24 protein-coding genes are annotated in these 22,696 nt (G+C 73.3%); 12 read left to right on the top strand and 12 right to left on the bottom strand.

Annotated elements, in window-relative coordinates; translation table 11 throughout:
• Positions 1-114 precede the first annotated feature (114 nt).
• Genes QCD66_RS13650 through QCD66_RS13605 form a run of 10 tightly spaced genes read left to right on the top strand, consistent with a single transcriptional unit; the run spans position 115 to position 10,704 of the window.
• Positions 115-2,307 (top strand): hypothetical protein, encoded by a 2,193-nt coding sequence (locus tag QCD66_RS13650; RefSeq protein ID WP_407567149.1) that lies wholly within the window; start codon positions 115-117, stop codon positions 2,305-2,307.
• Positions 2,304-2,576 (top strand): DUF3492 domain-containing protein, encoded by a 273-nt coding sequence (locus tag QCD66_RS13645; protein ID WP_407567148.1) that lies wholly within the window; start codon positions 2,304-2,306, stop codon positions 2,574-2,576. Before QCD66_RS13650 ends, QCD66_RS13645 begins: the two co-directional genes overlap by 4 nt.
• Positions 2,492-3,739, top strand: coding sequence for a GT4 family glycosyltransferase PelF (gene pelF, locus QCD66_RS13640; RefSeq protein WP_407567147.1), 1,248 nt, complete (start codon positions 2,492-2,494; stop codon positions 3,737-3,739). The genes QCD66_RS13645 and pelF overlap by 85 nt, the downstream gene beginning before the upstream one ends.
• Positions 3,736-5,142 carry a hypothetical protein gene (locus tag QCD66_RS13635; RefSeq protein WP_375736559.1) on the top strand — a complete coding sequence of 469 codons (1,407 nt, stop codon included), beginning with the start codon at positions 3,736-3,738 and terminating at the stop codon, positions 5,140-5,142. Before pelF ends, QCD66_RS13635 begins: the two co-directional genes overlap by 4 nt.
• 21 nt (positions 5,143-5,163) lie before the next feature.
• Positions 5,164-5,892, top strand: coding sequence for a nucleotidyltransferase family protein (locus QCD66_RS13630; protein ID WP_364218629.1), 729 nt, complete (start codon positions 5,164-5,166; stop codon positions 5,890-5,892).
• Positions 5,889-6,788: an NAD-dependent epimerase/dehydratase family protein gene (locus QCD66_RS13625; protein ID WP_375736558.1), complete on the top strand. Its 900-nt coding sequence runs from the start codon at positions 5,889-5,891 to the stop codon at positions 6,786-6,788. Before QCD66_RS13630 ends, QCD66_RS13625 begins: the two co-directional genes overlap by 4 nt.
• The gene (locus tag QCD66_RS13620) at positions 6,785-7,705 is read left to right on the top strand and encodes an endo alpha-1,4 polygalactosaminidase (RefSeq protein ID WP_375736557.1); all 921 of its coding nucleotides are present in this window, start codon (positions 6,785-6,787) and stop codon (positions 7,703-7,705) included. Before QCD66_RS13625 ends, QCD66_RS13620 begins: the two co-directional genes overlap by 4 nt.
• 40 nt (positions 7,706-7,745) lie before the next feature.
• Positions 7,746-9,047, top strand: a complete 1,302-nt coding sequence (locus QCD66_RS13615) for a nucleotide sugar dehydrogenase (RefSeq protein WP_375736556.1) — start codon at positions 7,746-7,748, stop codon at positions 9,045-9,047.
• Positions 9,044-10,012, top strand: a complete 969-nt coding sequence (locus QCD66_RS13610) for an NAD-dependent epimerase/dehydratase family protein (RefSeq protein ID WP_364218637.1) — start codon at positions 9,044-9,046, stop codon at positions 10,010-10,012. The genes QCD66_RS13615 and QCD66_RS13610 overlap by 4 nt, the downstream gene beginning before the upstream one ends.
• Positions 10,009-10,704, top strand: coding sequence for a hypothetical protein (locus QCD66_RS13605; RefSeq protein ID WP_375736555.1), 696 nt, complete (start codon positions 10,009-10,011; stop codon positions 10,702-10,704). The genes QCD66_RS13610 and QCD66_RS13605 overlap by 4 nt, the downstream gene beginning before the upstream one ends.
• 178 nt (positions 10,705-10,882) lie before the next feature.
• Here the strand turns inward: QCD66_RS13605 and QCD66_RS13600 are convergent, their stop codons facing one another.
• Complete coding sequence (locus tag QCD66_RS13600) at positions 10,883-11,665, bottom strand: hypothetical protein (RefSeq protein ID WP_375736554.1); 783 nt, start codon at positions 11,663-11,665, stop codon at positions 10,883-10,885.
• Positions 11,666-11,717: 52 nt separating this feature from the next.
• Complete coding sequence (locus QCD66_RS13595; RefSeq protein ID WP_375736553.1) at positions 11,718-12,578, bottom strand: dioxygenase; 861 nt, start codon at positions 12,576-12,578, stop codon at positions 11,718-11,720.
• 336 nt (positions 12,579-12,914) lie between these two features.
• Between QCD66_RS13595 and QCD66_RS13590 the strand changes: the two genes are divergently transcribed.
• Positions 12,915-13,103, top strand: a complete 189-nt coding sequence (locus QCD66_RS13590; protein WP_364218645.1) for a DUF2795 domain-containing protein — start codon at positions 12,915-12,917, stop codon at positions 13,101-13,103.
• A 996-nt stretch (positions 13,104-14,099) separates the two neighbouring features.
• Here QCD66_RS13590 and QCD66_RS13585 read toward each other — a convergent pair.
• The 6 genes from QCD66_RS13585 to QCD66_RS13560 all read right to left on the bottom strand — a co-directional run bounded on the left by QCD66_RS13585 (position 14,100) and on the right by QCD66_RS13560 (position 18,538).
• On the bottom strand, positions 14,100-14,978 hold the full coding sequence (locus tag QCD66_RS13585; RefSeq protein ID WP_375733801.1) for a bifunctional 5,10-methylenetetrahydrofolate dehydrogenase/5,10-methenyltetrahydrofolate cyclohydrolase: 879 nt from the start codon (positions 14,976-14,978) through the stop codon (positions 14,100-14,102).
• A gap of 307 nt (positions 14,979-15,285) precedes the next feature.
• Positions 15,286-15,714 carry a DUF2267 domain-containing protein gene (locus QCD66_RS13580; RefSeq protein WP_357543920.1) on the bottom strand — a complete coding sequence of 143 codons (429 nt, stop codon included), beginning with the start codon at positions 15,712-15,714 and terminating at the stop codon, positions 15,286-15,288.
• A gap of 113 nt (positions 15,715-15,827) precedes the next feature.
• Entirely contained in the window at positions 15,828-16,697 is an 870-nt protein-coding gene (locus QCD66_RS13575; protein ID WP_364218652.1) for a DUF72 domain-containing protein, read from the bottom strand.
• A 15-nt stretch (positions 16,698-16,712) separates the two neighbouring features.
• On the bottom strand, positions 16,713-17,105 hold the full coding sequence (locus QCD66_RS13570; protein WP_364218654.1) for a TraR/DksA C4-type zinc finger protein: 393 nt from the start codon (positions 17,103-17,105) through the stop codon (positions 16,713-16,715).
• Positions 17,106-17,231: 126 nt separating this feature from the next.
• Positions 17,232-17,861 (bottom strand): uridine kinase, encoded by a 630-nt coding sequence (locus QCD66_RS13565; protein ID WP_375733805.1) that lies wholly within the window; start codon positions 17,859-17,861, stop codon positions 17,232-17,234.
• 5 nt (positions 17,862-17,866) lie between these two features.
• Positions 17,867-18,538 carry a winged helix-turn-helix domain-containing protein gene (locus QCD66_RS13560; RefSeq protein WP_375733799.1) on the bottom strand — a complete coding sequence of 224 codons (672 nt, stop codon included), beginning with the start codon at positions 18,536-18,538 and terminating at the stop codon, positions 17,867-17,869.
• Positions 18,539-18,737: 199 nt separating this feature from the next.
• On the opposite strand from QCD66_RS13560, the gene QCD66_RS13555 reads away from it, so the two are divergent.
• On the top strand, positions 18,738-19,661 hold the full coding sequence (locus QCD66_RS13555; protein WP_375733798.1) for an AEC family transporter: 924 nt from the start codon (positions 18,738-18,740) through the stop codon (positions 19,659-19,661).
• A gap of 22 nt (positions 19,662-19,683) precedes the next feature.
• Here the strand turns inward: QCD66_RS13555 and QCD66_RS13550 are convergent, their stop codons facing one another.
• From QCD66_RS13550 to QCD66_RS13535, 4 genes are all read right to left on the bottom strand, one after another.
• A complete protein-coding gene (locus QCD66_RS13550; RefSeq protein ID WP_364218660.1) occupies positions 19,684-20,343 on the bottom strand; it encodes a winged helix-turn-helix domain-containing protein in 660 nt (219 codons plus the stop codon).
• A gap of 46 nt (positions 20,344-20,389) precedes the next feature.
• Positions 20,390-20,887 (bottom strand): rhodanese-like domain-containing protein, encoded by a 498-nt coding sequence (locus QCD66_RS13545; protein WP_375733797.1) that lies wholly within the window; start codon positions 20,885-20,887, stop codon positions 20,390-20,392.
• A gap of 28 nt (positions 20,888-20,915) precedes the next feature.
• Complete coding sequence (locus tag QCD66_RS13540; RefSeq protein WP_364218664.1) at positions 20,916-21,377, bottom strand: cysteine dioxygenase family protein; 462 nt, start codon at positions 21,375-21,377, stop codon at positions 20,916-20,918.
• Positions 21,378-21,528: 151 nt separating this feature from the next.
• Entirely contained in the window at positions 21,529-22,665 is a 1,137-nt protein-coding gene (locus QCD66_RS13535) for an ABC transporter substrate-binding protein (RefSeq protein WP_364218666.1), read from the bottom strand.
• Positions 22,666-22,696 lie beyond the last annotated feature (31 nt).

The following is a 22,696-nucleotide window of genomic DNA, read 5'->3' as shown; positions in this document are numbered from 1 at the left end:
GGACCGTTGGTAGCTTCCCCACGTCCGGTGCCGGTGCACACGACCGGCCGGCCCCGGATCGCCGTCCCCTCCGGCGAAACCCAACACTCCCGTCTCACGGTCGGAGGTTCCCCCATGGTTCCTACCCGTCGCGCCAGACGGCTGGCGGTGGGCTGCGTCGCCCTCCTCACCAGCACGGCGCTACTCTCCGCGACACCGGCACAGGCGCACAACCCCGTACGACCCGGCGGCGACCCGTCCGTCGGGGCCACGAAGCCGAAGCCCAACCGGCCCCCGGTCGGCGTCGGCGAGCGGCCCGAGGTGGCCCGACCCACCCCGACCCCGCCGGCACCGCTGCCCAAGGTCAGCGGGTCGGTGCCGATCGACAAGGGCCTGCGCGTCGCGCCCGGGCCCGACCCCCGGCGGGCGTCGCCGGACGGCCGGGCCGGCACCAACGCCGTCACCGACAAGGTCGGCGTACGCGCCCTGGTCATCGCGCTCGACAGCGCCGACTTCGGGCTGGCCACCTGGAAGAAGACGCTCGACCGGGTCGGCGCCGCCTACGACGTGTTGCTGGCCCGCAGCACGCCGCTGACCGCGGCCAACCTGATCAACCCGGACGGCACCGGCCGCTACTCGGCGATCCTGCTGAGCAGCGCCAGCCTGCTCTACACCCCCGACAACATCAACTGGACCAGCGCGTTCGACGGCACCGAGTGGAACACCCTGTGGGCGTACGAGCGGGACTACGCGGTGCGCCAGGCGGTCCTCTACGCCAGCTACGGCACCTACCCGGAGGACTACTGCCTGCAGAGCGTCAGCGAGGGCGGGGTCGGCGCAACCCCGCTGGTCAGCCAGCTCACCACCGCCGGCTCGCAGATCTTCGACTACCTGAAGACCAACGGCCAGATCCCGATCACCGACTCGTACGTCTACCGCAACAGCGTGCGCGCCGGCTGCACGGCGACGCCGGTGCTCACCGGTGGCGGCAACACGCTCGGCGTGCTCAGCCCGTCGACCGACGGTCGCCAGCGCCTGGCGCTCTCGTTCACCTCCAACGAATACCTGCTCCAGGCCGACCTGCTGGTCTACGGCCTGTTCCGGTGGGCCAGCCGGGGCCTGTTCCTCGGTGAGCAGCGGCACTACCTGAACGTCGACGTCGACGACTGGTTCAACTCGGCCGACCACTACCAGTCGAACGGCACCGTCGTCCCCGACGGCTTCTCGATGTCGGCGCACGACGCCTACAACACCTACACCCGGCAGACCGCGCTGCGGTCGCGCTACCCGCTGGCGAACAACTTCACCATCAACATGGCCTACAACGGCGGCGACGCCGACCTGACCGCACCCAGCACGTGCTACCCCAACGGCACCGTCGCCCAGCTCACCGCCACCTCCCGGTGCCTGTCGCCGCGGTTCCGGTGGCTCAACCACACGCTCACCCACCCGGAGATGAACCACACCAACTACGCCACCAGCTACGCCGAGGTCAACAACAACATCACCGTCGCCGGCACGCTGGGGCTGAGCGTCGACCGGACCGTGCTGAAGACCGGTGAGTACTCCGGGCTCGGCGTCTACCACCCGGATCCGGACAACGACGTCGACCCGCCGACCGACTACGGCCTGGAGGCGTCGAACCCGGCGTTCCTGCTGGCCTCCCGCAACGCCGGCGTCAAGTACCTGCACGGCAACATGTCGTTCCCCAGCCACCAGCCGTCCTGCTTCAACTGCGCGATCGCGCACCCGCTGGAGCCGTCGCTGTGGGTGGTGCCCGACTGGCCGACGAACATCGCGTACCACACGACGACGCCGGCCGAGCAGACCCACTTCTACAACTCCTTCTACGGCCCCAACGGCAAGTTCCCGTTCTGGCCGACCGACCTGACGTACGCGCAGATGCTGTCGTACGAGACGGACGTGGCGCTGAGCCACATGACCAGCGGCTCGCTCTACACGCACACGTTCCACATCGCCAACCTGCGCAACTACGGCAGCGGCAAGACCCTGCTCGACGACTGGCTGGACAGCCTGCTGGGCAAGTACAGCAACTACTACAAGGTCCCGGTGCTCAACCCGGCGTGGGGCACGCTCGGCGCGCTCTCCGCCGCCCGTACCGGGCACTTCGCCCAGCTCACCGCCGGCGCGAACGCGGTGTGGGACCGGGCGACGAACCAGGTCACGGTCACCTCCCCGGCGGCCGGCACGGTCACCGTCAGCGGTGCCCGCACGACCGGGTTCAGCACGTACGGCACGGACGTGTCGGCGCCCGTCACGCTGACGGCGGGTGGAACGGTCACCTTCACCCCGAGCCTGCGCCCGTGAGGATCGCACTGGTGTCCGAGGGCACCTACCCGTACGTGACGGGCGGGGTCAGCGTCTGGTGCGACCAGCTCATCCGTGGTCTGCCCGAACACCGCTGGGAGATGGTGGCGCTGTCGGTCGACGGGTCGGAACGACCCCTGTGGCCGGCACCGCCCAACCTCGACCGGCTCACCCCGCTCCCGCTATGGGGGCGCGCCCGGCCACACGGCCGGGCGCGCCCGGGGCGGACTTCCGGGCGGCGTACGCGGCGTTCCTCAGCGCCGTGCTGAGCCCGCTCGAACCGCGGCCGGTCCAGGCCGAGGCCAGACGCAACCGGTTCCTGCTGGCCCTGCGCCAGATGCACGAGTACGCCGCCACCGGCGGCGACCTGACCGGCGCCCTGACCTCGAACACCGCGCTGACCATGACGCTGGACGCCTGGCACGCGCTGCACATCGACTCCGACGAGCGCATCACCCTCGGCGACGCCGTCGGGGCCCTGTGGCTGCTCGAGCACATGCTGCGGCCGCTGTCGGCGCCGCCGGTGCGCGCCGACCTGGTCCACGCCGCCATGAACGGGCTGAGCGTGCTGGTCGCGATGACCGCCCGGTGGCGGTACGGCACCCCGTCGGTGATGTCCGAGCACGGCATGTACCTGCGCGAGCGCTACCTCGGTTTCCTCGACGAGGACGCCCCCCACGCGGTGAAGGTGCTGGTGCTGAGCTTCTTCCGGGAACTGACCGGGGCCGGCTACCTGATGGTCGACACGCTCGCGCCGCACTCCGTCTACAACCGCCGGTGGCAGTTGCGCAACGGCGCCGACCCGGACCGGATGTCGACCGTCTACAACGGGATCGACGCCGACCGCTTCCGGCCCGCCGCGACCGAGCCGGCGGCCCCGACCATCGTCTTCCTCGGCCGGATCGACCCGCTGAAGGACCTGCACACCCTCATCCGGGCGTTCTCCATCGTCCGCGCGAAGATCCCCGACGCCCGGCTGCGGATGTTCGGCGAGGCACCGGCCGACGGCCTCGAATACCTCGACAGTTGCCGGAAGCTGATCGCCGAACTCGGCCTGACCGGCGCGGCGACCCTCGAGGGCCGCGCCGGCGACCCCGCGCAGGCGTACCACGACGGCAGCATCGTCGCCCTGACCAGCATCTCCGAGGGTTTCCCGTACACCGTGGTCGAGGCGATGGCCTGCGGCCGGCCGGTGGTCGCCACCAACGTCGGCGGGGTCTCCGAGGCGGTCGACCGGACCGGGATGGTGGTGCCGCCGCGCGACCCGGCCGCGGTCGCCCGCGCCTGCGTACACCTGCTGCGCGACCACCAGTTGCGGGCCCGGCTCGGCGCCGACGCCCGCGCCCGGGTGCTGGAGCACTTCACCGTCGACCAGTCGCTCGACGCCTACCGGCGCATCTACCGCGACACGCTGCTGGCGGCCGGCCGATGACCGACACCGCACAGCTCTACTACGACCCGGTGGACCTGCTGGTCGAGCGGATGCGGCCCCGGCTCGGGCGCCCGGTCGACGCGATGCAGGTGGCCGTGGCGCTGGAATCGATCGGGATCACCGACCGGTCGGCGCAGACCGACTACGGCCAGGCGGACGTGTTCATGCTCGCCGAGGAGGTGTGGCGCCGGCTCGGCCCGGTCCCGGCCCAGCGGTCGGCGCGTACGGCCCGCCACGGCGAGGGCCGGGCGCTGCGCGACATCTCGCACGGCCTGCTCTACCTGGCGCCCAGCGCGCTCTTCCCGGTGGCGCTCGCGCTCGTCGGCGGCCGGACCATGGTGGTCGCGCTGCTCGCCGTCGGCGGGCTCGGCTGGGTCTGGGCGTCCTGCTCGGCGTGGCTGGCCTACCGGCTGCTCGGGCGCGGGCTGGACCGCACCTCCGGCCGGCTGCTACGCGGCGCGGCGCTGGTCGGCCCGCCGGTCGCCGCCGGCACCGGACTCGTCGCCTCCCCGGCCGGCGGCTGGCCGCTCGTGCTGCTGGCCGTCGCGATCCTCGCCTACCAGATGGCGGCCACCGTGGCGCTCTTCCACCGCCGCGAGGGCGCGCTGCTCGCGGTGATGGCACCCGGAGTGCTGGCCGGACTCGGGTACGTCGCCGGCGTCGTACCCACCGGGCCGGCGGTGACGGTCGGCGGTACGTCCGTCGTCGCGGCGCTGGCGTTCGCGGTGTGGTGGACCACCCGGCCCGCCCCGGGCCGGCCACCGGCCCCGGCCCGGCCCGAGCCGTCGTTCCCGCGCGCCGTACGCCCCGAACTGTCCCGGCTGCCGGTCGTGCTGGCGTACGCCGGACTGTCCGCCGCGTTCCTGCTGCACGCCAACGCGCCGTACCTGTCCGGGGCCGCCGACCTGGCGGTCGCGGCCGCGCCGCTGGTCGCCGGCATGGGCCTGGTCGAGTGGCGGGCCCACACCTTCGGCGTTCACGCCCGCGGGCTGCTGCACCGCACCGGCTACCCCCGCCAGTTCGGCGCCGCGATCTGGCGCCGGCTGATCGCCGAGGTCGTCATCGTCACCGGGCTGCTGTCCGGCCTGGCGATGGTCCTGCTCGCGCTGCTGTCCGCGACCGGCCGGCTCACCGACGCCGGGGCGGTGCTGGCCACCGCCCACGTCGCCGTCGGCGCCGCGTACTTCCTCGTCTTCGTCGTCGCCAACCACGCCCGCTACGCGCGGGTCTGCGCGGCGCTCGCGGTGGCCCTCGCCGCGCACTTCACGACACGGCAGATCGGGGCGGGTACCGCCGACCCGCTCCAGGACGCCGTGTTCTTCCTCGGCAGCGCGGTGCTGCTGCAGGTGTCACTCATCGCCGCGCTGGGCGGAATCCTCGCCCAGGCCTGGCGGTACCGATGATCACGATGGCGGAGGCAACACATGCACGCAGTAATCCTGGCCGGTGGCAAGGGCGTACGGCTGCGACCGTACACGACCGCCCTGCCCAAGCCACTGGTCCCGATCGGCGATGACCACGCGGTGCTGGAGATCGTCCTGCACCAGCTCTCCGCCTGCGGGTTCACCTCCGTGACCCTGGCGATCAACCACCTGGGTCCGCTGATCAGGGCGTTCGTCGGCGACGGGTCCCGCTGGGGGCTGCACGTCGACTACACCGAGGAACGCGTCCCGTTGTCGACCGTCGGGCCGCTGTTCGCCCTGCGCGACCGGCTGCCCGAGCACTTCGTGGTGATGAACGGCGACGTCCTGACCGACCTCGACTTCGCCGACCTGCTGCACACCCACACGCTGTCCGGCGGCGCGCTGACCGTGGCGACGGCGGCGCGCAGCGTCGGGATCGAGTTCGGCGTGCTCGACCTGCACGACGGCCGGATCGTCGGGTTCACCGAGAAGCCCACCTTCCGCTACCGGGTGAGCATGGGCGTCTACGGCATGTCGCGGCGCACGCTGGCGCCGTACCCGGCCGGGCTGGCCCTCGGTTTCGACCAGCTCGTCCTCGACCTGCTCGCCCGCGACGAGCAGCCGACCAGCTACGACTTCACCGGCTACTGGGTCGACATCGGACAGCCCGAGGACTACGACGAGGCCAACCGCAACTTCGACGAGCTGCGGCCGATCCTGCTGCGGCACCGGCAGGAGGAGAAGGTATGAACGGGCGCATCGTCGTCTTCGGCGGATCCGGGTTCATCGGGCGGCAGGTGTGCCGGGTACTGGCCGCCGACCCGCGGGTCGACGTCGTCGTCCGGCCCGGCCGCGACCGCCTCGACCTGCTCGACGGCACCGTCGACGCGCTGGCCGAACTGCTGCGCGAGACCCGGCCCGACGCGGTCGTCAACTGCACCGGCGCGCTGTCCGGCAGCGGCCACGACCTGGTCCGGGCCAACACCGCGGTGACCGCGAAACTCGTCGAGGCGATCACGCTGGCGACCCCCGGCCTCCGGTTCGTCCGGCTCGGCTCCGCCGGCGAGTACGGCCGGGTGCCGCCGGACACGTCGGTCACCGAGGACGACCCGACCGACCCGGTCAGCGAGTACGGCGTCAGCCACCTCGCGGCGACCCGGCTGCTCGACCTGGCCAGCGCCGCCGGCCAGGTCGACGGGATCACGGTGCGGGTGTTCAACCCGATCGGGCCCGGCCTGCACGAGGAGAACATGCTCGGCCGGGCGGCCCGCCTGATCCACGACGCGCGGCGGTCCGGCGCCGGCTCGATCTGCCTCGGGCCGCTGTCGGCCCACCGGGACTTCGTCGACGTACGCGACGTCGCCTCCGGGGTCGTCGCCGCGCTGCTCGCCCCCGACCCCGGCGCCCGGGTGTTCAACCTGGCCAGCGGCCGGGCGGTCCGGTCCCGCGAACTGGTCCGGCTGCTGGCCGCGGAGGCCGGCTTCACCGGCGGGATCCAGGAGCGGGCGGCGGCACCGGGCCGGTCGGCGGCCGTCGACTGGATGCGGGGCGACGGCTCGCGGGCGGCCCGGCTGCTCGGCTGGACGCCGGCGTACGAGCTGCCCGACTCGGTCAAGGCCGTCTGGGCCGGGGTGGACGAGCGTTGAGCCGTACGTGGTGGCGGCGGGCGGCGGCCGGGCTGGCCGTCGCCGCCCTGGCCGCGGGCGGGTGCACCGGACCGGACCGCACCCCCGGACCGGTCTCCCCGCCCGGCCCGGTCGAGAGCTGGGTCTACCAGTTGCAGGGCTACCCGGGCGGCCAGCTGACCGAACTGGCCCGCGCCCCGCACAAGCTCGCCGTCATCGACCTGGCCCGCGACGGCCGGGACGACTACTTCACCGCCGACGAGGTGGCGGCGCTGCGCGCCTCGGGCAAGGTGGTGCTGGCGTACTTCGAGATCGGCGCCATCGAGACCTACCGCCCGGAGTACCCGGGCCTGCGCGCCGACGCCGGTGACCTGATCCTCAACCGGTGGCCGGACTGGCCGGAGGAGTTCTTCGTCCGCTACTGGGACGCCCGCTGGTGGGACCGGGTGGTCCGGCCCCGGATCGACAAGGCGGCCGCCGCCGGGTTCGACGGGATCTACCTGGACACGCCGCTGGCGTACGAGGAACTGGACCTGGCGCTGGTGCCCGGCCACAGCCGCGACGACCTGGCCCGCGCGATGGTCGACCTGATCGGGCGGATCAGCGGGCACGCCCGGGCCAGCCGGCCGGGGATGCTGGTCTTCCCGCAGAACTCGCCGGAACTGCGCGAGTACGACGGCTACCTCGACGCGGTCGACGGCGTCGGCATGGAGGAACTGTTCTTCCGCGCCCCGGACGAGCCCTGCGACGCCGGCTTCTGCGCCACCAACCTCGACCACGCCGCGGCGCTGCGCGCGGCCGGCAAGACCGTGCTCGCGGTCGACTACGCCAGCCACGCCGACAACGTCCGGGCCGCCTGTGCGCGGTACCGGGAGACCGGGTTCGCGGGCTATGTCACGACCCGGGGCCTCGACCGGATCAGCGCACCCTGCGCCTGACCGGCCACGAACGAAACCGTCCACCAGAAGGAGATCACGAGTGCCAAGCACCATCGGAGTCGTCGGCATGGGATACGTCGGCCTCACCCTGACCGCCGCGCTGGCCCGCAAGGGCTTCACCGTCCACGGCGCCGACACCGCGCCGGCGGTGGTCGAGTCGTTGTCCAACGGGCGGCCGCACATCTTCGAGCCGGGCGTGCAGGACGTGCTCGCGCAGACCGTCGGCCGCACCGTCCTGGTCGACACCGAGCTTCCCGCCGGCACCGTCGACGTCGCGGTGATCTGCGTGTCGACCCCGGTCGACGAGCGGACCCACCGGCCCGACCTGACCAACCTGGCCGCCGCGGCGGAGCAGGTGGCCCGCTCGTGCGGCCCGGACACCCTGGTCGTGGTCCGCAGCACGGTGCCGGTCGGCACCAGCCGGGCGATCGTGCTGCCGGTGCTGCTGCGGGCGTGGGGTCGGGCCCGGCTGGTGATGGCGCCGGAACGCACCATCCAGGGCCAGGCGCTGCGCGAACTGGTCGAACTGCCGCAGATCGTCGGCGGGCTCGACGACGACAGCCTGCGCGCCGGACTGGACTTCTTCGGCGGGCTGGCGGCCCAACTGGTTCCGGTGTCCAGCCTGGAGGCGGCCGAACTGGTGAAGCTGTCGAACAACTGCCACACCGACCTGATCTACGCGTACGGCAACGAGATCGCGCTGGTCGCCGAGCGGCACGGGCTCGACCCGCTGGAGGTGATCCGGGCGGCGAACATCGACTACCCCCGGCCCGACCTGGCCCGGCCCGGCTACGTCGGCGGCGGCTGCCTCTCCAAGGACCCGTACATCATGATCGACAGTGCCGGTGACCGGGCGCCGTACCTGGTCGGACGGGCCCGCGAACTCAACGAGCACCTGCCGGTCCACGTCGCCGAGCGGGTCGTCGGGCTGATCCGCGAACGGACCGGCACGACCGAGGGCGCCCGCCTGGCGGTGCTCGGCTGGGCGTACAAGGGCTGGCCGGCCACCGACGACATGCGCGGCACCCCGATCGCGACGATGATGCCGGTCTTCGCGGCGGCCGGCCTCACCGTCCTCGGCCACGACCCGCTGGTCGCCCCGGAGGTGATCCGCCGGTACGGCGGCGAGCCGGTCAGCCTCGACAAGGCGTTCAGCGACTCCGACGCCGTACTCGTGGTCAACGACCACCCCGACTACCGGGCCATCCAGGTCGACTCGGTGCTCGGCGCCGCCCGACCCAAGCTGATCTACGACTCGTGGCGCATCCTCGACGAGGCGGCGATCACCGCCGCCGGGGTCGGCTACGCCGGGCTCGGCTACCGGTCGGCGGTGGCACGGTGAGGGCGCTGCTGCTCGGCGGTGCCGGGTTCATCGGCCTGCACCTGGCCCGCCGGCTGGTCCACGACGGCCACCGGGTGACGATCGTCGACGACTTCTCCCGGGGCCGCGACGACCGCGAACTCGCCGGGCTGCGCGACCGGCCCGGCGTCGAGATCGTCTCCGGCGACCTCACCCACCCGGCCACCTGGGCGGCGCTGCCGCGCGACGTCGACCAGACCTACCTGCTCGCCGCCGTCGTCGGGGTCCGCAACGTCGAGTCGGACCCGGCCCGGGTGGTGCGCGTCAACAGCCTCGCCGCCCTGCACCTGCTCGACTGGATCGACGCCGGCAACCGGCTGTTCTTCGCCTCGACCAGCGAGGTGTACGCCGGCGGCGTCGACCTCGGCATCGTGCCGGTGCCGACGGCCGAGGACGTACCGGTCGTGGTCGCCGACCCGCGGGCACCCCGGTTCAGCTACGCCATCAGCAAACTGCTCGGCGAGGCCGCCGTGGTGCACACCGCCCGCGCCAAGGGCTTCCCGGCGGTCGTCGGCCGGTTCCACAACGTGTACGGCCCCCGGATGGGCGCCGACCACGTCATCCCGGAGCTGTCGCTGCGGGCGCTGCGCGGCGAGGACCCGTTCCGGGTGTACGGCGCCGACCAGCACCGGGCCTTCTGCCACGTCGACGACGCCGTGGAGGCGATGGTGCGGCTGATGGCCGTACCGCCGACCGGCGAGACGGAGATCGTCCACATCGGCAACGACGCCGAGGAGACCAACATCGGCGACCTGGCGAAGCTGGTGCTGCGTACCGCCGGGGTGGACCCGCGCCTCGACCCGGCGCCGGCGCCGGCGGGCGCGGTCGCCCGCCGCTGCCCCGACCTGTCCCGGCTGCGGGCGCTGACCGGCTACGAGCCGGCCGTGACCCTGGAGGAGGGGGTGCGGCGGACCTTCGACTGGTACCGGGAGTTCTGGCCGCGATGACCGGCGGGCCGCTCGCGGTCTACTACGGCGCGGCGGCGGGGTGGGAGCGGCTGGCCCGCTACGACCGGGTGGTGCTCCAGCCCGGCTCCTACCCCGCCGAGGAACTCGGGCGGCTGCGGCGGTACGGCACGCAGCCGCTCGGGCACCTGTCGCTGTCGGAGGACCACGGGCCGCCGGCGCCCTGGCACCGGCACGACCGGAACCCGGACTGGGGCGGCCGGTACGTCCACGTCGGCCACCCCGGCTGGATGCAGCACGTCGTCGACCAGGCGCGGGCGATGATGGCCGGCGGCTTCGGCGGGCTGTTCCTCAACTCGCTCAACGTCGAGCTGACGTTTCCCGAGGACCTGCCCCACGTGCTGACGCTGATCGCGGCGGTGCGCGAGGAGGCCCGGCCGGACTACCTGCTGGCGAACCGGGGCTTCGCCCTGCTGTCCCGGCTCGCCGACCTGGTCGATGGGGTGCTGTTCGAGTCGTTCTCGGTGGCCTGGGTCGCGTCCGGGTACGCGCCGTGGCCGCCGGCGACCCTGGAGGCACACGCCCGGATCGCCGAGCGGCTGCTCGGCTTCGACCTGGACCTGTACGCCCTGGACTACTGCGACGACGAGGGGCTGGCCGAGTTCGCCCGCCGGCGGGCCCGGCGGTTCGGGCTGCACAGTTTCGTCAGCGACCGGGCCCTGACGCGGCTGTGATCCACCCACCGCCCTGGGGTGGCCCTGATCGGGGCCGGTGGGGCCGGTGCGGCCCGTCGGGGCCGGTGCGGCCCGTCGGGGCCGGTGCGGCCCGTCGGGGCCGGTCTGGGCCGGTGGGGCGGGCCGGGGACGGCCGGGGCGGTGGGTGGTGCGGCGCGGCGCGCCGGCCGCGTGGCCGTCAGGGCCGGCAGAGGACCGCGGTCGCATCGTCGTGCCGCTTGTAGCGCGGCCACACCGTACGGTCCGGGTCGCGGTACTCCAGCTCACGGGTCGCGGCGATGACCGCCTCGGGCCCGCCCGCGTACCCGATGTCGAGCAGTTCCCGCCAGCCCATCGCGCCGAAGTCGGTCACCGCCAGCGCGGCACCGTCGCTGAGCAGCAGCGCACCCCGGCCGGGCGGCATCGTGCCGGTGACCGCGTGCCCGGCTGCGGCCGGGTCGACCTGGGCCACCCAGTAGCCGCCGGGCCGGTTGCGGATGAGCTGCTGGGCGCGGACCAGATCGGTGATCGACCCGTCTTCGGCGGCCGCGGCGGCGGACAGTTCGGCGAGATGGTGGTCGGCGCGCCGATCGGTGACCACGGCCGGTTCGGCCCCGCCGTCGACGACGAGCACGGCGTCGGAGAGCACCAGGTAGTCCCAGGCCGTGGCGGTGGCCCGCAGCACCGCGACGGTCGCGCCCGGAGTGCCCGGATGGGTCAGGTCGCAGCCGTCGTGCAGGGCGGCGACGTCGGCGATCGCACCGGCGAGCGCGTCGGCCAGCGGCCGGTCGGCGACACCGGCGTTGCCGAGCAGCCGGGCGCCGAGCTGGTGCACGTACCAGGGGGTGCCGTGCCGGCAGCCGGTCCCGCCGGCCTCGGACAGGCCGTCGAGCACCACCGCGACACCGGCCGGCGAGGCCGCTGCCCAGTCCTCGTTACGCCCGTCGGGCCGGCCGGACTCGCTGGCGACGCTGGCTCGCACGGCTCTCCCCCGATCGGCTGCTCAGGTCGGTGCCGGCCGCCGGGATCCGGCGTCAGGCGGTCTGGAACGACCGCTTCGACAGTCCCATGAAATAGCCGTCGATGGTGGTGGTAACCGGTTTGTCGGGTTGTTCGGCCGCGCCGAGGGTGACGAACAGCGGCGTGTAGTGCTCGACCGTCGGGTGCGCGTACGGCATTCCGGGCGCCTTGTGCGCGTAGTCGGCCAGCGTCTCGACGTCGCCGCGGGCCAGCGCGTCGGCGGCCCACGCGTCGAAGTCCCGCGACCAGCCCGGCGGCCCCGCGGTGCCCTCGACGTCGGCGCGGCGCAGGAACGGCAACCCGTGCGTCATGAATCCCGAGCCGACGACGAGCACCCCCTCGTCGCGCAGCGGCCGCAGCCGCCGGCCGAGTTCGAGCAGCCGGTGCGGGTCGTGGGTGGGCAGGCTCAACTGGAGTACGGGCACGTCGCCGTCGGGGTACATCACCTTCAGCGGCACCCACGCCCCGTGGTCGAGCCCCCGCCCGCGATGCTCGTGCACCGGCTCGGTGTCGGGCATCGCGGCGGCCACCCGCCTGGCCAGCGCGGTCGCGTCCGGCGTGGCGTACGTCATCTCGTAGTAGCGACGGGCGAAGCCGCCGAAGTCGTAGACGAGCGGGGTGCCGGCGGCGGAACTGGACAGGCTCAGCGGGGCCGACTCCCAGTGTGCGCTGACGATGAGGATCGCCTTCGGCTTCGGCAGCCGGTGCGCCCAGCCGAAGAGCTGCGCCATCCATTCGGTGTCCTCGAACAGCGGCGGGGCGCCGTGGCTGAGGTAGAGCGTGGGCAGCGGGCCGTCGGCCGGGGTCCAGGTGTGCTGGGCGCGGCTGGCCGGGACCGCGGCGGCCAGGTGCCGGTCGAGCGGGTAGGTGACCACCCGCCCACGATAGCCCCATCTAATTGAACCCTCAACCTCCACCTTGATCCCCGTGATCAGGGATTGGGTCGCGCGTGTCGTCGGCGCGTCGGGCCGCGAACTCCCTGATCACCGGGATCTTGTACGGCGCCGGGTGCGGTGGCCCGCCGCGGGTCCCGCCGCGGACGCGACCCGCCATTGCTCTCGGGTCCCACCCGTGAACGCGGCCCGCCGGGTCCCACCGGTGAACGCGGCCCGGCATGTTGACGGGTGGGAACCGTGGACGCGGGCCGACATGTTCCCGGGTCCCGCCGCGGACGCCGTGTATGCGCGCGCCCGAGGGGTAGTCGATATCCCATGACCGCCGATCTGTCCGCCGCGCGCCCGTACCTGAAGGGGCTGGAGTTTCCGGCCAGCCGCCAGGAGATGATCCGTTACGCCCAGCGCAACGGAGCCGACCACCCGGTCCTCGACCTGCTGCGCACGCTGCCGGACACGGACTACAAGACCTCCAGCGAGTTCACCGATCTGCCCGACCACCCGTGACCCGCTGCGGCGCTCGCCCGCCCAGTGGTCGCCAGCGGTCCGCCGTCATGATCATTTGCGGTTCAGACACTCCTGGTACGGCGTGGCGAGCACCTGAACCGCAAACGATCGAGCCCGCGCAGCGAAGGGTGCGTCTTCGCGGGTCGCCCGCCCGACAAGGAGACGTTGATCTGGGCGGGAGAGACCTTATCCACCCCGGGTAAGGTCTTTCCCGCCCAGATCAACAGCAACGGCTGGCTGCAGAACCGTCAATTGAACGGCCTCGTCGCCACGTTCTGCCTCGGCCGGGCCGGGCAGTCCGACGCGAATGGCCTCGCACATGCTCGAGCGGTGACCGCATGCGAGCGGCGGATCTAGAACGTTTGTTGTCCCGGGGACGACAACAAACGTTCTACATCGGCCGGAGTAAGCGGTCGGCGGGATGCCCGACGGCACGGAGGACCGGGCCGAGCCGCGTCCCACCGCGTACCCGCGCAGTCGTCCCACCCACAGGCGTCCCACCGCGCAGCCGTACAGCTTGGCACTGTGCAGCCGCCCCGCGAGCAGCCACCCCGACACACTGGATGCGCTCGTCGCTCTCGCCGCTCTCGACGCAAAGTCCCACTCGTCGCGCCCGCCACGCCCGCCGCACCCCGCCGTACCCGCCGCACCCGCCGCACCCGCCGCACTCGACGCACTCGACGCGCGATCGAGGAGCAACCGTGCCCGTTTCGGGCCGTTTGTGACTCAACTACTCCTTGATCAACGCTGAGGGGCAGGCGGCGGCGGGCGCGGGGAGGGTGGACAGCGGGCGCGGTGCGCTCCGCGCACGTCCGGGAGGGCGGGCGGGACCCGGGGGCGGGCGGCGGGCGCGACGGCGCGGGCGAGTGCGCCGGGGGCGGCGGCGGGGCAAGGGCGCGGGCGTGGGCGAGGGCGCCGGGGGCGCCGGGGCGCGCCGGGGGCGCCGGGGGCCGGCCTCGGGGCGGGTGGCCGGGTGGCCGGGGTGGGGTGGCGGGATCAGGGGTGGGTTGCCTGCTCGGCCAGTTCGACGGCGTTGCGGAAGAGCATCGCGACCGTGGTCGGGCCGACGCCGCCGACCCGGGGCGTGATCGCTCCGGCCACCGCCTCGCACGCCTCGTCGACGTCGGGCAGCAGGCGACGGCCCTCGTAGCGGACCCCGCCTCCGACGACGACCGCACCGGGCCGGATGTGCTCCGGGCACAGGATGCCGGGTACGCCGACCGCGGCGATGACGATGTCGGCCCGGCGGGTGTGCCGCGCCCAGTCCGGTACCCCGCTGTGCACGACGGTGACCGCCGCGTCGGCGGTGGCCCGCTTCTGGGCCAGCAGCATCGCCAGCGGCCGGCCGAGTGTGGTGCCCCGGCCGAGCACGACGACGTCGCGGCCGGCGACCGGCACGCCGTGGAAGGCGAGCAGCGCCTCGATGCCGGCGGGCGTGCACGGCACCGGGCCGGGAAGTCCGGCGGCGAGCCGGCCGAGGCTGGTCGGGTGCAGGCCGTCGACGTCCTTGGCGGGGTCGATGCGCAGCAGCGCCCGCGCGTAGTCGAGGTGGGCCGGGATCGGGTGCTGGACCAGGATCGCGTGTACGGCCGGGTCGGCGTTGAGCGAGTCGATCGCGGCGGCCAGGTCGGCCGTGGAGGCGTCGGCGGGCAGGTGCAGGTGCGGTGACGCGAAGCCGAGGTCGGCGGCTCGTTGCTGCTTCATCCGGATGTAGCCGGCGCTCGCCGGGTCGTCGCCGACCAGGACGGTGGCCAGCGCGGGCACCGTACCGGCGGCCCGCAGGGCGGCGACCCGGTCGGTGACCTCGGCGTAGACGGCTTCGGCGACGGGTGCGCCGGGCAGCGGACGGGCGGTGGTGGTGACCTGTTCGGACACGGGCGGGGACCTCTCGACGATGGTCGGTCCCGGTGCCCAGGCGTACGGCGCGCGGAGTGGTTCGGCGCGGCCGCTCCCCCGTGGTGATCCACCCCGGCCCCCGGTCGGGCGCCGTCGCCAGTCACGGTCCGCCCGTCCACCTTAGTCCCCGCCCGGGCGGCCCCGGCGGGGCGACAGGTGATCGTCTGCGGTCACGGCACTCGACACGCCGTTCCAGCGCCGCCCGAACCGCAGACGATCACCGGAACGCGCCCGCACGCACCCCGGCAGGCACCCCACCCGCGGGTGCCGGTGAGCCCCGCCCCGGTCAGGGGATGATGGCCGCGAGTTCGGTGGGCATGTCGCTCTTCACGTCCTGCCACTCGCCCTCGGTGACGTGCCGGTGCAGCGCCTGCAGCGTGGTCTGCACCAGCAGTTCGGCGCCGCCCGGCAGGTCGCGGCGGAAGTCCTGGCGGACCCGGTCGAGGAACTCCTCGCGGCCCATCTTCATCGGCACCGCGGCCGGGTCCCAGCCCTCGTAGTACAGGCCCCGGACGATCAGCGGCAGCTGCGCGGCGAACTCCGCGCTCTCCTGCACCGGCAGGCGGTCACGCAGCACGTGCAGGACCGACCGGAGTGCGGCGTACGACTGGGCGCGGCGTTCCTTCGGCCACCCGTACGCCTCTTCGATCTCCTTCAGGATGAGGTTGAGCTTGTCCATCGAGGTGTCGATGGCGGCTTGCGGCGTCTTGCTCATCGCGGCACCACTCCTCTCTCCGACGACGGCGACCCGGGTGCCACCGGCCGTCGCCAGCCTCCCCCGGCGCCGGGTGAGCCCGCCTCACCCGGCCCGGACGAACCGGGCCGGGATCAGCCGGCGAGCAGTTCGGTGAGGGTACGCGCGTTGCGCTGGGCGAAGTCGCGGTAGCAGTTGTTCATCAGCACGTGGGTCCGGTCGGCCGAGTCGGCGAGTTCGCGCAGTTTCGGCGCCCAGTCGCGCAACTCCCGGTCGGAGTAGTCGTAGCCGAACTTCTCGTGGATGTCGCGGCTGGTCCACTTGTCGCTGTGGCCGTGGAACCGGACGACGGCGAGGTCGGCGGTGGCGGCGAGCACCGGCGGCACCGACGACCGGTGGCCCTGCGGCATGTCGACGGCCACGTACGGCAGCCGGTGCCCGCGCAGGAAGTCCAGCGTCTCGTCGCGGTTGGCGCCCTTGAACCAGGATTCGTGCCGGAACTCGAAGACCGCCCGGAGCGGGCGGCAGCGGTCGCGTACCTCGACCAGGTATTCCTTGTGGGCGCGGGAGATGGCGTACCAGGGTGGGAACTGGAAGAGGACGGCGCCGAGCTTGCCGGCGTCGGCCAGCGGATCGAGCGCGGACAGGAACCGGGTCCAGATCTCCTCGTACGTCTGCGGGGGCAGGTCGTCGGGATAGACGTTGCGCTTGTCGGTCTGCGGCCGCAGGTCCTTGTAGATCGCCGACACCTTCGTCGGGTGGCCGGTGAGCAGGCTGAACGCCTTGATGTTGAACGTGAACGCCGCCGGCGTGCGGGCAGCCCACAACTGCGCTGTCCGCTCCGCCGGCGGCGAATAGTACGTCGCGTCCACCTCGACGATCGGGAACCTGCCGGCGTAGTACGCCAGCCGCTTCTCGGGTGTGTCGGCCGAGGCCGGGTACCAGCCCGAGTCGAGCAGGGTGCGGTCGGTCCAGGAGGCGGTACCGACCAGGATGTCACCCACGACGGGTGACGGGGCTCAGGCGGCCCGCCGTTCGCGGGTCTGCTTGCACTTCACGCAGGTGGTCGCCGACGGGTAGATCTCCAGCCGTTCGACCGGGATGGGCTCGGTGCAACCCTCGCACCGGCCGTACGTGCCCTCGGCCAGGCGGCTCAGGGCGTGCTCGTACTGGGCCCGGCGGTCCAGGATGGTCCGCAGCAGGGACTGTGCGGTGTCCCGCTCCGCGGTCTTGGTACCGCTGTCGGCCTGGTCGTCGCCGGCCGTGTCGCCGACCTCGACCAGTCGGAGCACCTGGCTCTGCGCGACCGCCTCCTCGTATTCGTTGGTCAGCTCGTCGTGACGAGCCTGCAGCGAGAGTCGGATCTGGTCGACGTCGACCTGGCGCGTGCCGACCGCTTCGTTGACGAGCATGCGCTGCCTGGCCTTTCAGGAGAAGTGACGGTGACCGGTCGGGTGCGTGCACCGTTGACCACCTTGAGCCGGCGGGATACCCCGGCCCGAGCTCCGCCAAACCACTCCGGCGGAAGATCCACCCGGTCAGGTGGGCTCGACCAGGGCCGGGTGGCGCGGGTCGTCCATCCGTACGACGACGTCGGCGAACGACTGCGGTGCCACCTCGTCGGCGTATCGGGCGTAGGCGGGCAGCGTCCACGCCTCGTCGGCGGCGGTGCGCCGGGCGAGGGCGGCCGCCGACAGGACCAGGTGGACGGAGAAGTCGAACGGCAGGCCGCCGCCGAGCAGGAGGGCGCCGCTGACGACGACGATCCCGCCGGGTGGCAGGGTCGCGTAGTCGGCGCGGCTGGCCCGGTCGGTCTCGGCGTTCCACAGCGACGGCAGGATCCGGCCGGTGCCGTCCGGGCCGGCGGGGTCGAGCACCTCGCGGCGCAGCCCGGCCTCGTCGAGCCAGCCCCAGTAGAACGAGTCCGGGTTGGTGCGGCCCTGCTCGTAGCGCAGGGAGGCGGGGCGCAGGAAGTCGCCGGCGGCCACCCGCAGCGTCGGCCGGCCCCGGGCCCGCAGCGGGTCGACCAGCGCGTCGGCGAGCTGGTCGGGTGCGGCGGCGGGCGCGCCGTCGACGGCGACCCGCAGCCGGTGGCCGGGGTGCTCGTCGGCGAGCCGGTCGACGAGTTCGTCGACGAGCCGCACCGGCGCGATGGGACGTACGTTCAGGATGGTCAGCCGTTGTGGTCGATGGTGATCGGGGCGTCGTCGGCGAGGCGGTAGCCGACACCGTAGACGGTCGTCACCAGCGGCACCCGCTCGCCGATCTTCACCCGCAGCCGTCGGATGTGGACGTCGACGGTCCGTTCGCCGGTCTGCGCGTATCCCCACACCGCGTCGAGCAGTTGCTGGCGGGTGAAGACCCGCCGGGGGTGCGCGACGAGGTGGTGCAGGAGGTCGAACTCCAGCTTGGTCAGCGGCAGCGGCTCACCGTCGAGCATGACGGTCCGCGAGGCGAGCATCAGGTGCAGGCCGGGGCCGGGTGCCGGGCTGGGCGGGGCCGCGCGTACGGGCCGGCGCGGGGCGACCACGTCGACCCGCGGCTCGCCGGCGACCACGACGTTGACCGCGCCGTCGCCGCTGGCCAGCAACTCCCGGGCGGCGTCGAGCAGCCGCCGGGCCGGCGGCGTCAGCGCCTCCTCGTTGGCGAGCGGGATCGACAGGGTCACCGTCAGCGCGGGACCGGCCGTACCGGTGGAAGCGGCTGGACCGGCGGGGCCGCCGGCCGGTGGGCTGCCGGTGCTCGCCGAACTGGCGGGCCGGCGGGAGGCCGCCGGTGGGCGGCCCGGACCTGCCGGTTGCGGCATGTGCCATCCGGCACGCGATGGTGCGGGGCTGACCGACATGGTCCTCCTTGCGGGTCCGAACGTCGGGTGCGCCGCAGGGACCTCCCCCAAGGCACGAACCGATGCTTCCGGCCACCGGAGCAGCGGTCAAGGGTCTTCGGCGTTGCGGGAATGTGACAAACAACCGACACACGGGAATCGATTGCTCGCTCTGCGTACCGAGGACGGGAAAATAGTAGCGGGCCGGGAGGATGGTCCGATGCCTGGGGTACTAACCGGATTCGCGACCATCTGGGCGGTCACCGCCCTCGGATATCTCGTCGGGCGGCGCGACCTGCTCGGTCCGCACGGCGCCGAGGTGCTGGCCCGGCTCGCCTTCTACGTGGCGACGCCGGCCCTGCTGTTCGTCACGCTGGCCGGAGCGTCACCGGGCGACGTGCTCACGCCCGCGCTCGCCGCGTTCGTCGCCAGCACGCTCGCCGTCGCCGCGGCGTATGCGCTGGTCGCCCGGCTGTGGTGGCGCCGCGACGCCGGGCAGGTGACGATCGGCACCCTGGCCGCGTCGTACGTCAACGCCGGCAACCTCGGCATCCCGATCGCCGCGTACGTCCTTCGCGACGTGTCGTTCATCGCACCGGTGCTGCTCTTCCAGGTGCTGCTGGCCGCCCCGTTGGCGCTCGCCGTGCTCGACGTGACCACGACCGGCCGGCGCCCGTCGCCCCGGCGGCTCCTGCTGATGCCGGTCCGCAACCCGGTGATGCTCGCCTCCGCGCTCGGGCTGCTCGTGTCGGCGGTCGGGTGGCGGCCGCCCGACGCCCTGCTGGCCCCGGTCGAGGTGGTCGGCTCGGCGGCCGTACCGCTGGCCCTGATCGCGCTGGGCGTGTCGCTGCCGGGCAGCAAGCCGTTCGCGCCGGCCGACGACACCCGCGACCGCTACCTGGCCGTCGCGCTGAAGGTGCTGGTGCAGCCGCTGGTGGCGTACGTCGTCGCCCGGTACGCCCTCGGCCTTTCCGGGCCGGCGTTGCTGGCCGCGGTCGTCACCTCCGCCCTGCCGACCGCGCAGAACGTGTTCGTGTTCGCGACCCGCTACCGGCGGTCGGCGGGCCTGGCCCGCGACACCGTGGTGCTGTCGACGCTCGCCGGCGCGGTCACGCTGGCCCTGGCGGCCGCCTGGCTGGCCTGACTGTGAGCATGGCGGGGTCGGTTCACGCCCCGTGCCGGATGTGCACCCGGGCCTCGTCGGCGAGACGGTAGCCCACCCCGTACACGGTGGTCACCAGTGGCACCCGCTCGCCGATCTTGGCGCGCAGCCGGCGGACGTGCACGTCGACGGTGCGGGCCACGGCGTGGTCGTAGCCCCACACGCTGTTGAGCAACTGGAGGCGGGTGAAGACCCGGCGCGGGTGCTCGGCGAGGAACAGCAGCAGGTCGAACTCGAGCCGGGTCAGCGGCACCTCGGCGCCGGCCCGGGTCACCACCCGCGACGAGGCGAAGACGCGCAGCACCTCCGGGTCGTCGTCGGCGGGCTCCGGCCCGGCCCCGACCGTCGGGTCGGCGTCGTCGGCGCCGGTCACCGGACGGGGCGGGAGCGCGCCGGCCGGCCGGTCCTGCGGGTGCGGCGCCACGGTCACCGTGCCGCCACCGCGCTCGACCAGGTCACGGACCATCTCCAGGAGCTGGGTGGCCTCCGGCGAGGTGCCGCCGGCGCCGAGGCTGATGTCGACGGTCACGGTCAGGGCCGCCAGGGTGTCCCGCTCCCGCTGCGGTGGCGCCTCCGGCGGCGTGGCCGGGCGGCGCCGGGACAGCGCCGGGCGGGGGTGGCCGGGCGACTGGGTCGCGCGTGGGGAGATCGCGGTGACCGTCATGGGTCCTCCTCGGTGGTGGTGACCCCTCGCGGGATGGCGCGGGAGATCAGGTGTTCACCCCTGCGGCGGTCGCCGCGGGTGCAACGGTCAGGTGCGCGTAGATGTCGGTCGGCCCGAACGCCGGCAGCCCGGCGATCCGCCAGGCGGCGAACCCGCCGGCGATGTCGGTGGCCAGGTGCAGCCCCAGGTCCTGGAGCGAGGCGGCGGCCAGGGACGAGGTGTAGCCCTCCTGGCAGAAGACCACCACCGGCAGGTCGTACCGGTCGGCGACCGGCAGCCGGGCGCCGCTGCGCGGGTCGAAGCGCCACTCCAGGACGTTGCGCTCGACGACGAGCGCACCGGGGATCGTGCCGTGGGCGGCCCGCTGGGCGGCCGGCCGGATGTCGACGAGGACCGCGCCGCCCCGGTGGGCGAGGTGGGCGGTCTCCGGGTCCATCCGGTGCAGCCGGGTCCGGGCCTGTTCGAGGATCTGGTCGATGCCGCGGGCACCGGCCGGTGGCCGGGCCGGACAGCTCAGGTCGGGGGTCTTCTGCCGGACGCTCACTTGTCTGCGCCTTTCTCGCGGGCTGTCGTCACCAGGAGACGCCGGCCATCTCCACCTCGGCCACCCGCAGCCGGCCGCCGGCGAGACGGTAGCGGGTCATGGTGCGCAGGGCCGGACCGTAGACGTGCAGGCTGACGGCCGGCTCGTCGTCGCGGTTGGCGACCCGGTGCACGTGGTGCGCGCCGAACCGGCGCCCGGCGCCGGCCGGCAGCCGGGCGGGCCGCAGCCGGCCGCCGGCGACGACCTCCTCGGTCAGGGTGCCCGACACCACGACGAAGGCGCCCGAAGAGCCGCCGTGGTCGTGCAGGTCGGTGTGCTGGCCGGGCAGCCAGGTCAGCAGCCAGACCTCGTGGTCGTCGGCGACGGCGAGCCGGTGGTACCAGCGGTCGACCGGGTCGAAGTGGGGTCGTACCGGCCAGGACGCCGGGTCGGCCGCGTGGCGCCGGGCGACCGCGTGCAGGTCGGTCGGGGCCGGGGAGGTGAGAGTCATGAACCAGTCCTCGCGGTTCTCGTGCGGTGCAACCGCGCTCCAGACTAGCCCAGAAAACCTATAGGTTTGATAGGTAATTCCAAGAGGTGGGACGCCGTGGGGTGGCCACCGGCGGTGGCCACCCCCACTGTCGAGCGCTACGCCGGGCCGGTCAGACGCCGCCCTCCGCCAGCGTCACCGTCAACGGCTGGAAGCCGGCGCCGGTCACGTCGATCCCGTCCGCCCGGACCGCGTCCAGCGCCCGGCGCACGTAGTCGTTGGTGTACGCCAGCCCCTCGGGCTGCTTCGTCAGCACCGTCTGACCGTCCTGGTTGCGCGTGGTCAGCGACAGGTCGACGGTCGCGTTCCACGCCGCCTCGTCGATGACGCCGATGCCGTTCGGCGCCGGCCACACCAGCTTGTTCGCCTCGTTCGTCTGCCACAGCTGGTGGCTCGCCCCCAGCTTGGCGCCCTTGGCCACGACCATGTCCCGGCACTGCTCGGGATTGTCCCGGCAGTACGCCCAGCCCTTGATCGTGCCGCTGAGGAACCGGACCGCGACGTCCTGGTAGGCCGCGTCGTCGAGCCGGGCCGTGTTGGCCCACAGCGCGTCCTGGAGCATCGCCGTGCCGACCACGTTCCAGTCCAGCACCGTGAACGCCGACGGCTGGTAGAGCTGCCCGGTCGCCGGGTCCTTCGCCTCCAGCAACTGGGCGTACTCGTTGTAGCTCATCGCCTGTGCGGCGTCGATGTCGCCGCGCAGCAGCGCCTGCATGTCGAACTGCTGCTGCACCAGGGTGACGTCCCGGCCCGGGTCGAGGCCGGCCTTCGTCATGCCGGCGAACAGCTCGAACTCGTTGCCGAAGCCCCAGTTGCCGACCTTCTTGCCCTTCAGGTCGGCCGGCGTACGGATGTTCTTGTCGGCGAAACTCACCTGGTAGGTGCCGGACCGCTGGAAGATCTGGCCGATGTTGGTGATGCCGGCACCCTGCTCGCGCGAGGCCAGCGCCTTGGGTACCCAGGCCACCGCGAAGTCGGCGTTGCCCTGGGCGAGGACGGTCTGCGGCACGATGTCGACGCCGCCCTCGAGGATCTCGACGTCGAGACCCTCCTCCTTGTAGAAGCCCCGGTCGACGGCGGCGATGTAGCCGGCGAACTGGGCCTGCACGAACCACTGCAACTGCAACTTGACCTTGGTCAGGCCGCCGCTCGTGGTGGGTGCCGCGGGGCCGTTGTCGGCCGTACCGCAGCCGGCGAGTACGGCGCACATCAGTAGACCGGCGACCAGCCGCCGGGTGTTGGAACTCATCGGTCCTCCGACTGTTGGGGGTTCGACCGCC

The sequence above is a fragment of the Polymorphospora sp. A560 genome (assembly GCF_045781765.1).
Lineage (GTDB): Bacteria > Actinomycetota > Actinomycetes > Mycobacteriales > Micromonosporaceae > Polymorphospora > Polymorphospora lycopeni.
Note: the sequence above shows the minus strand (reverse complement) of the source record. Positions and strands in the feature narration are given on the sequence as shown.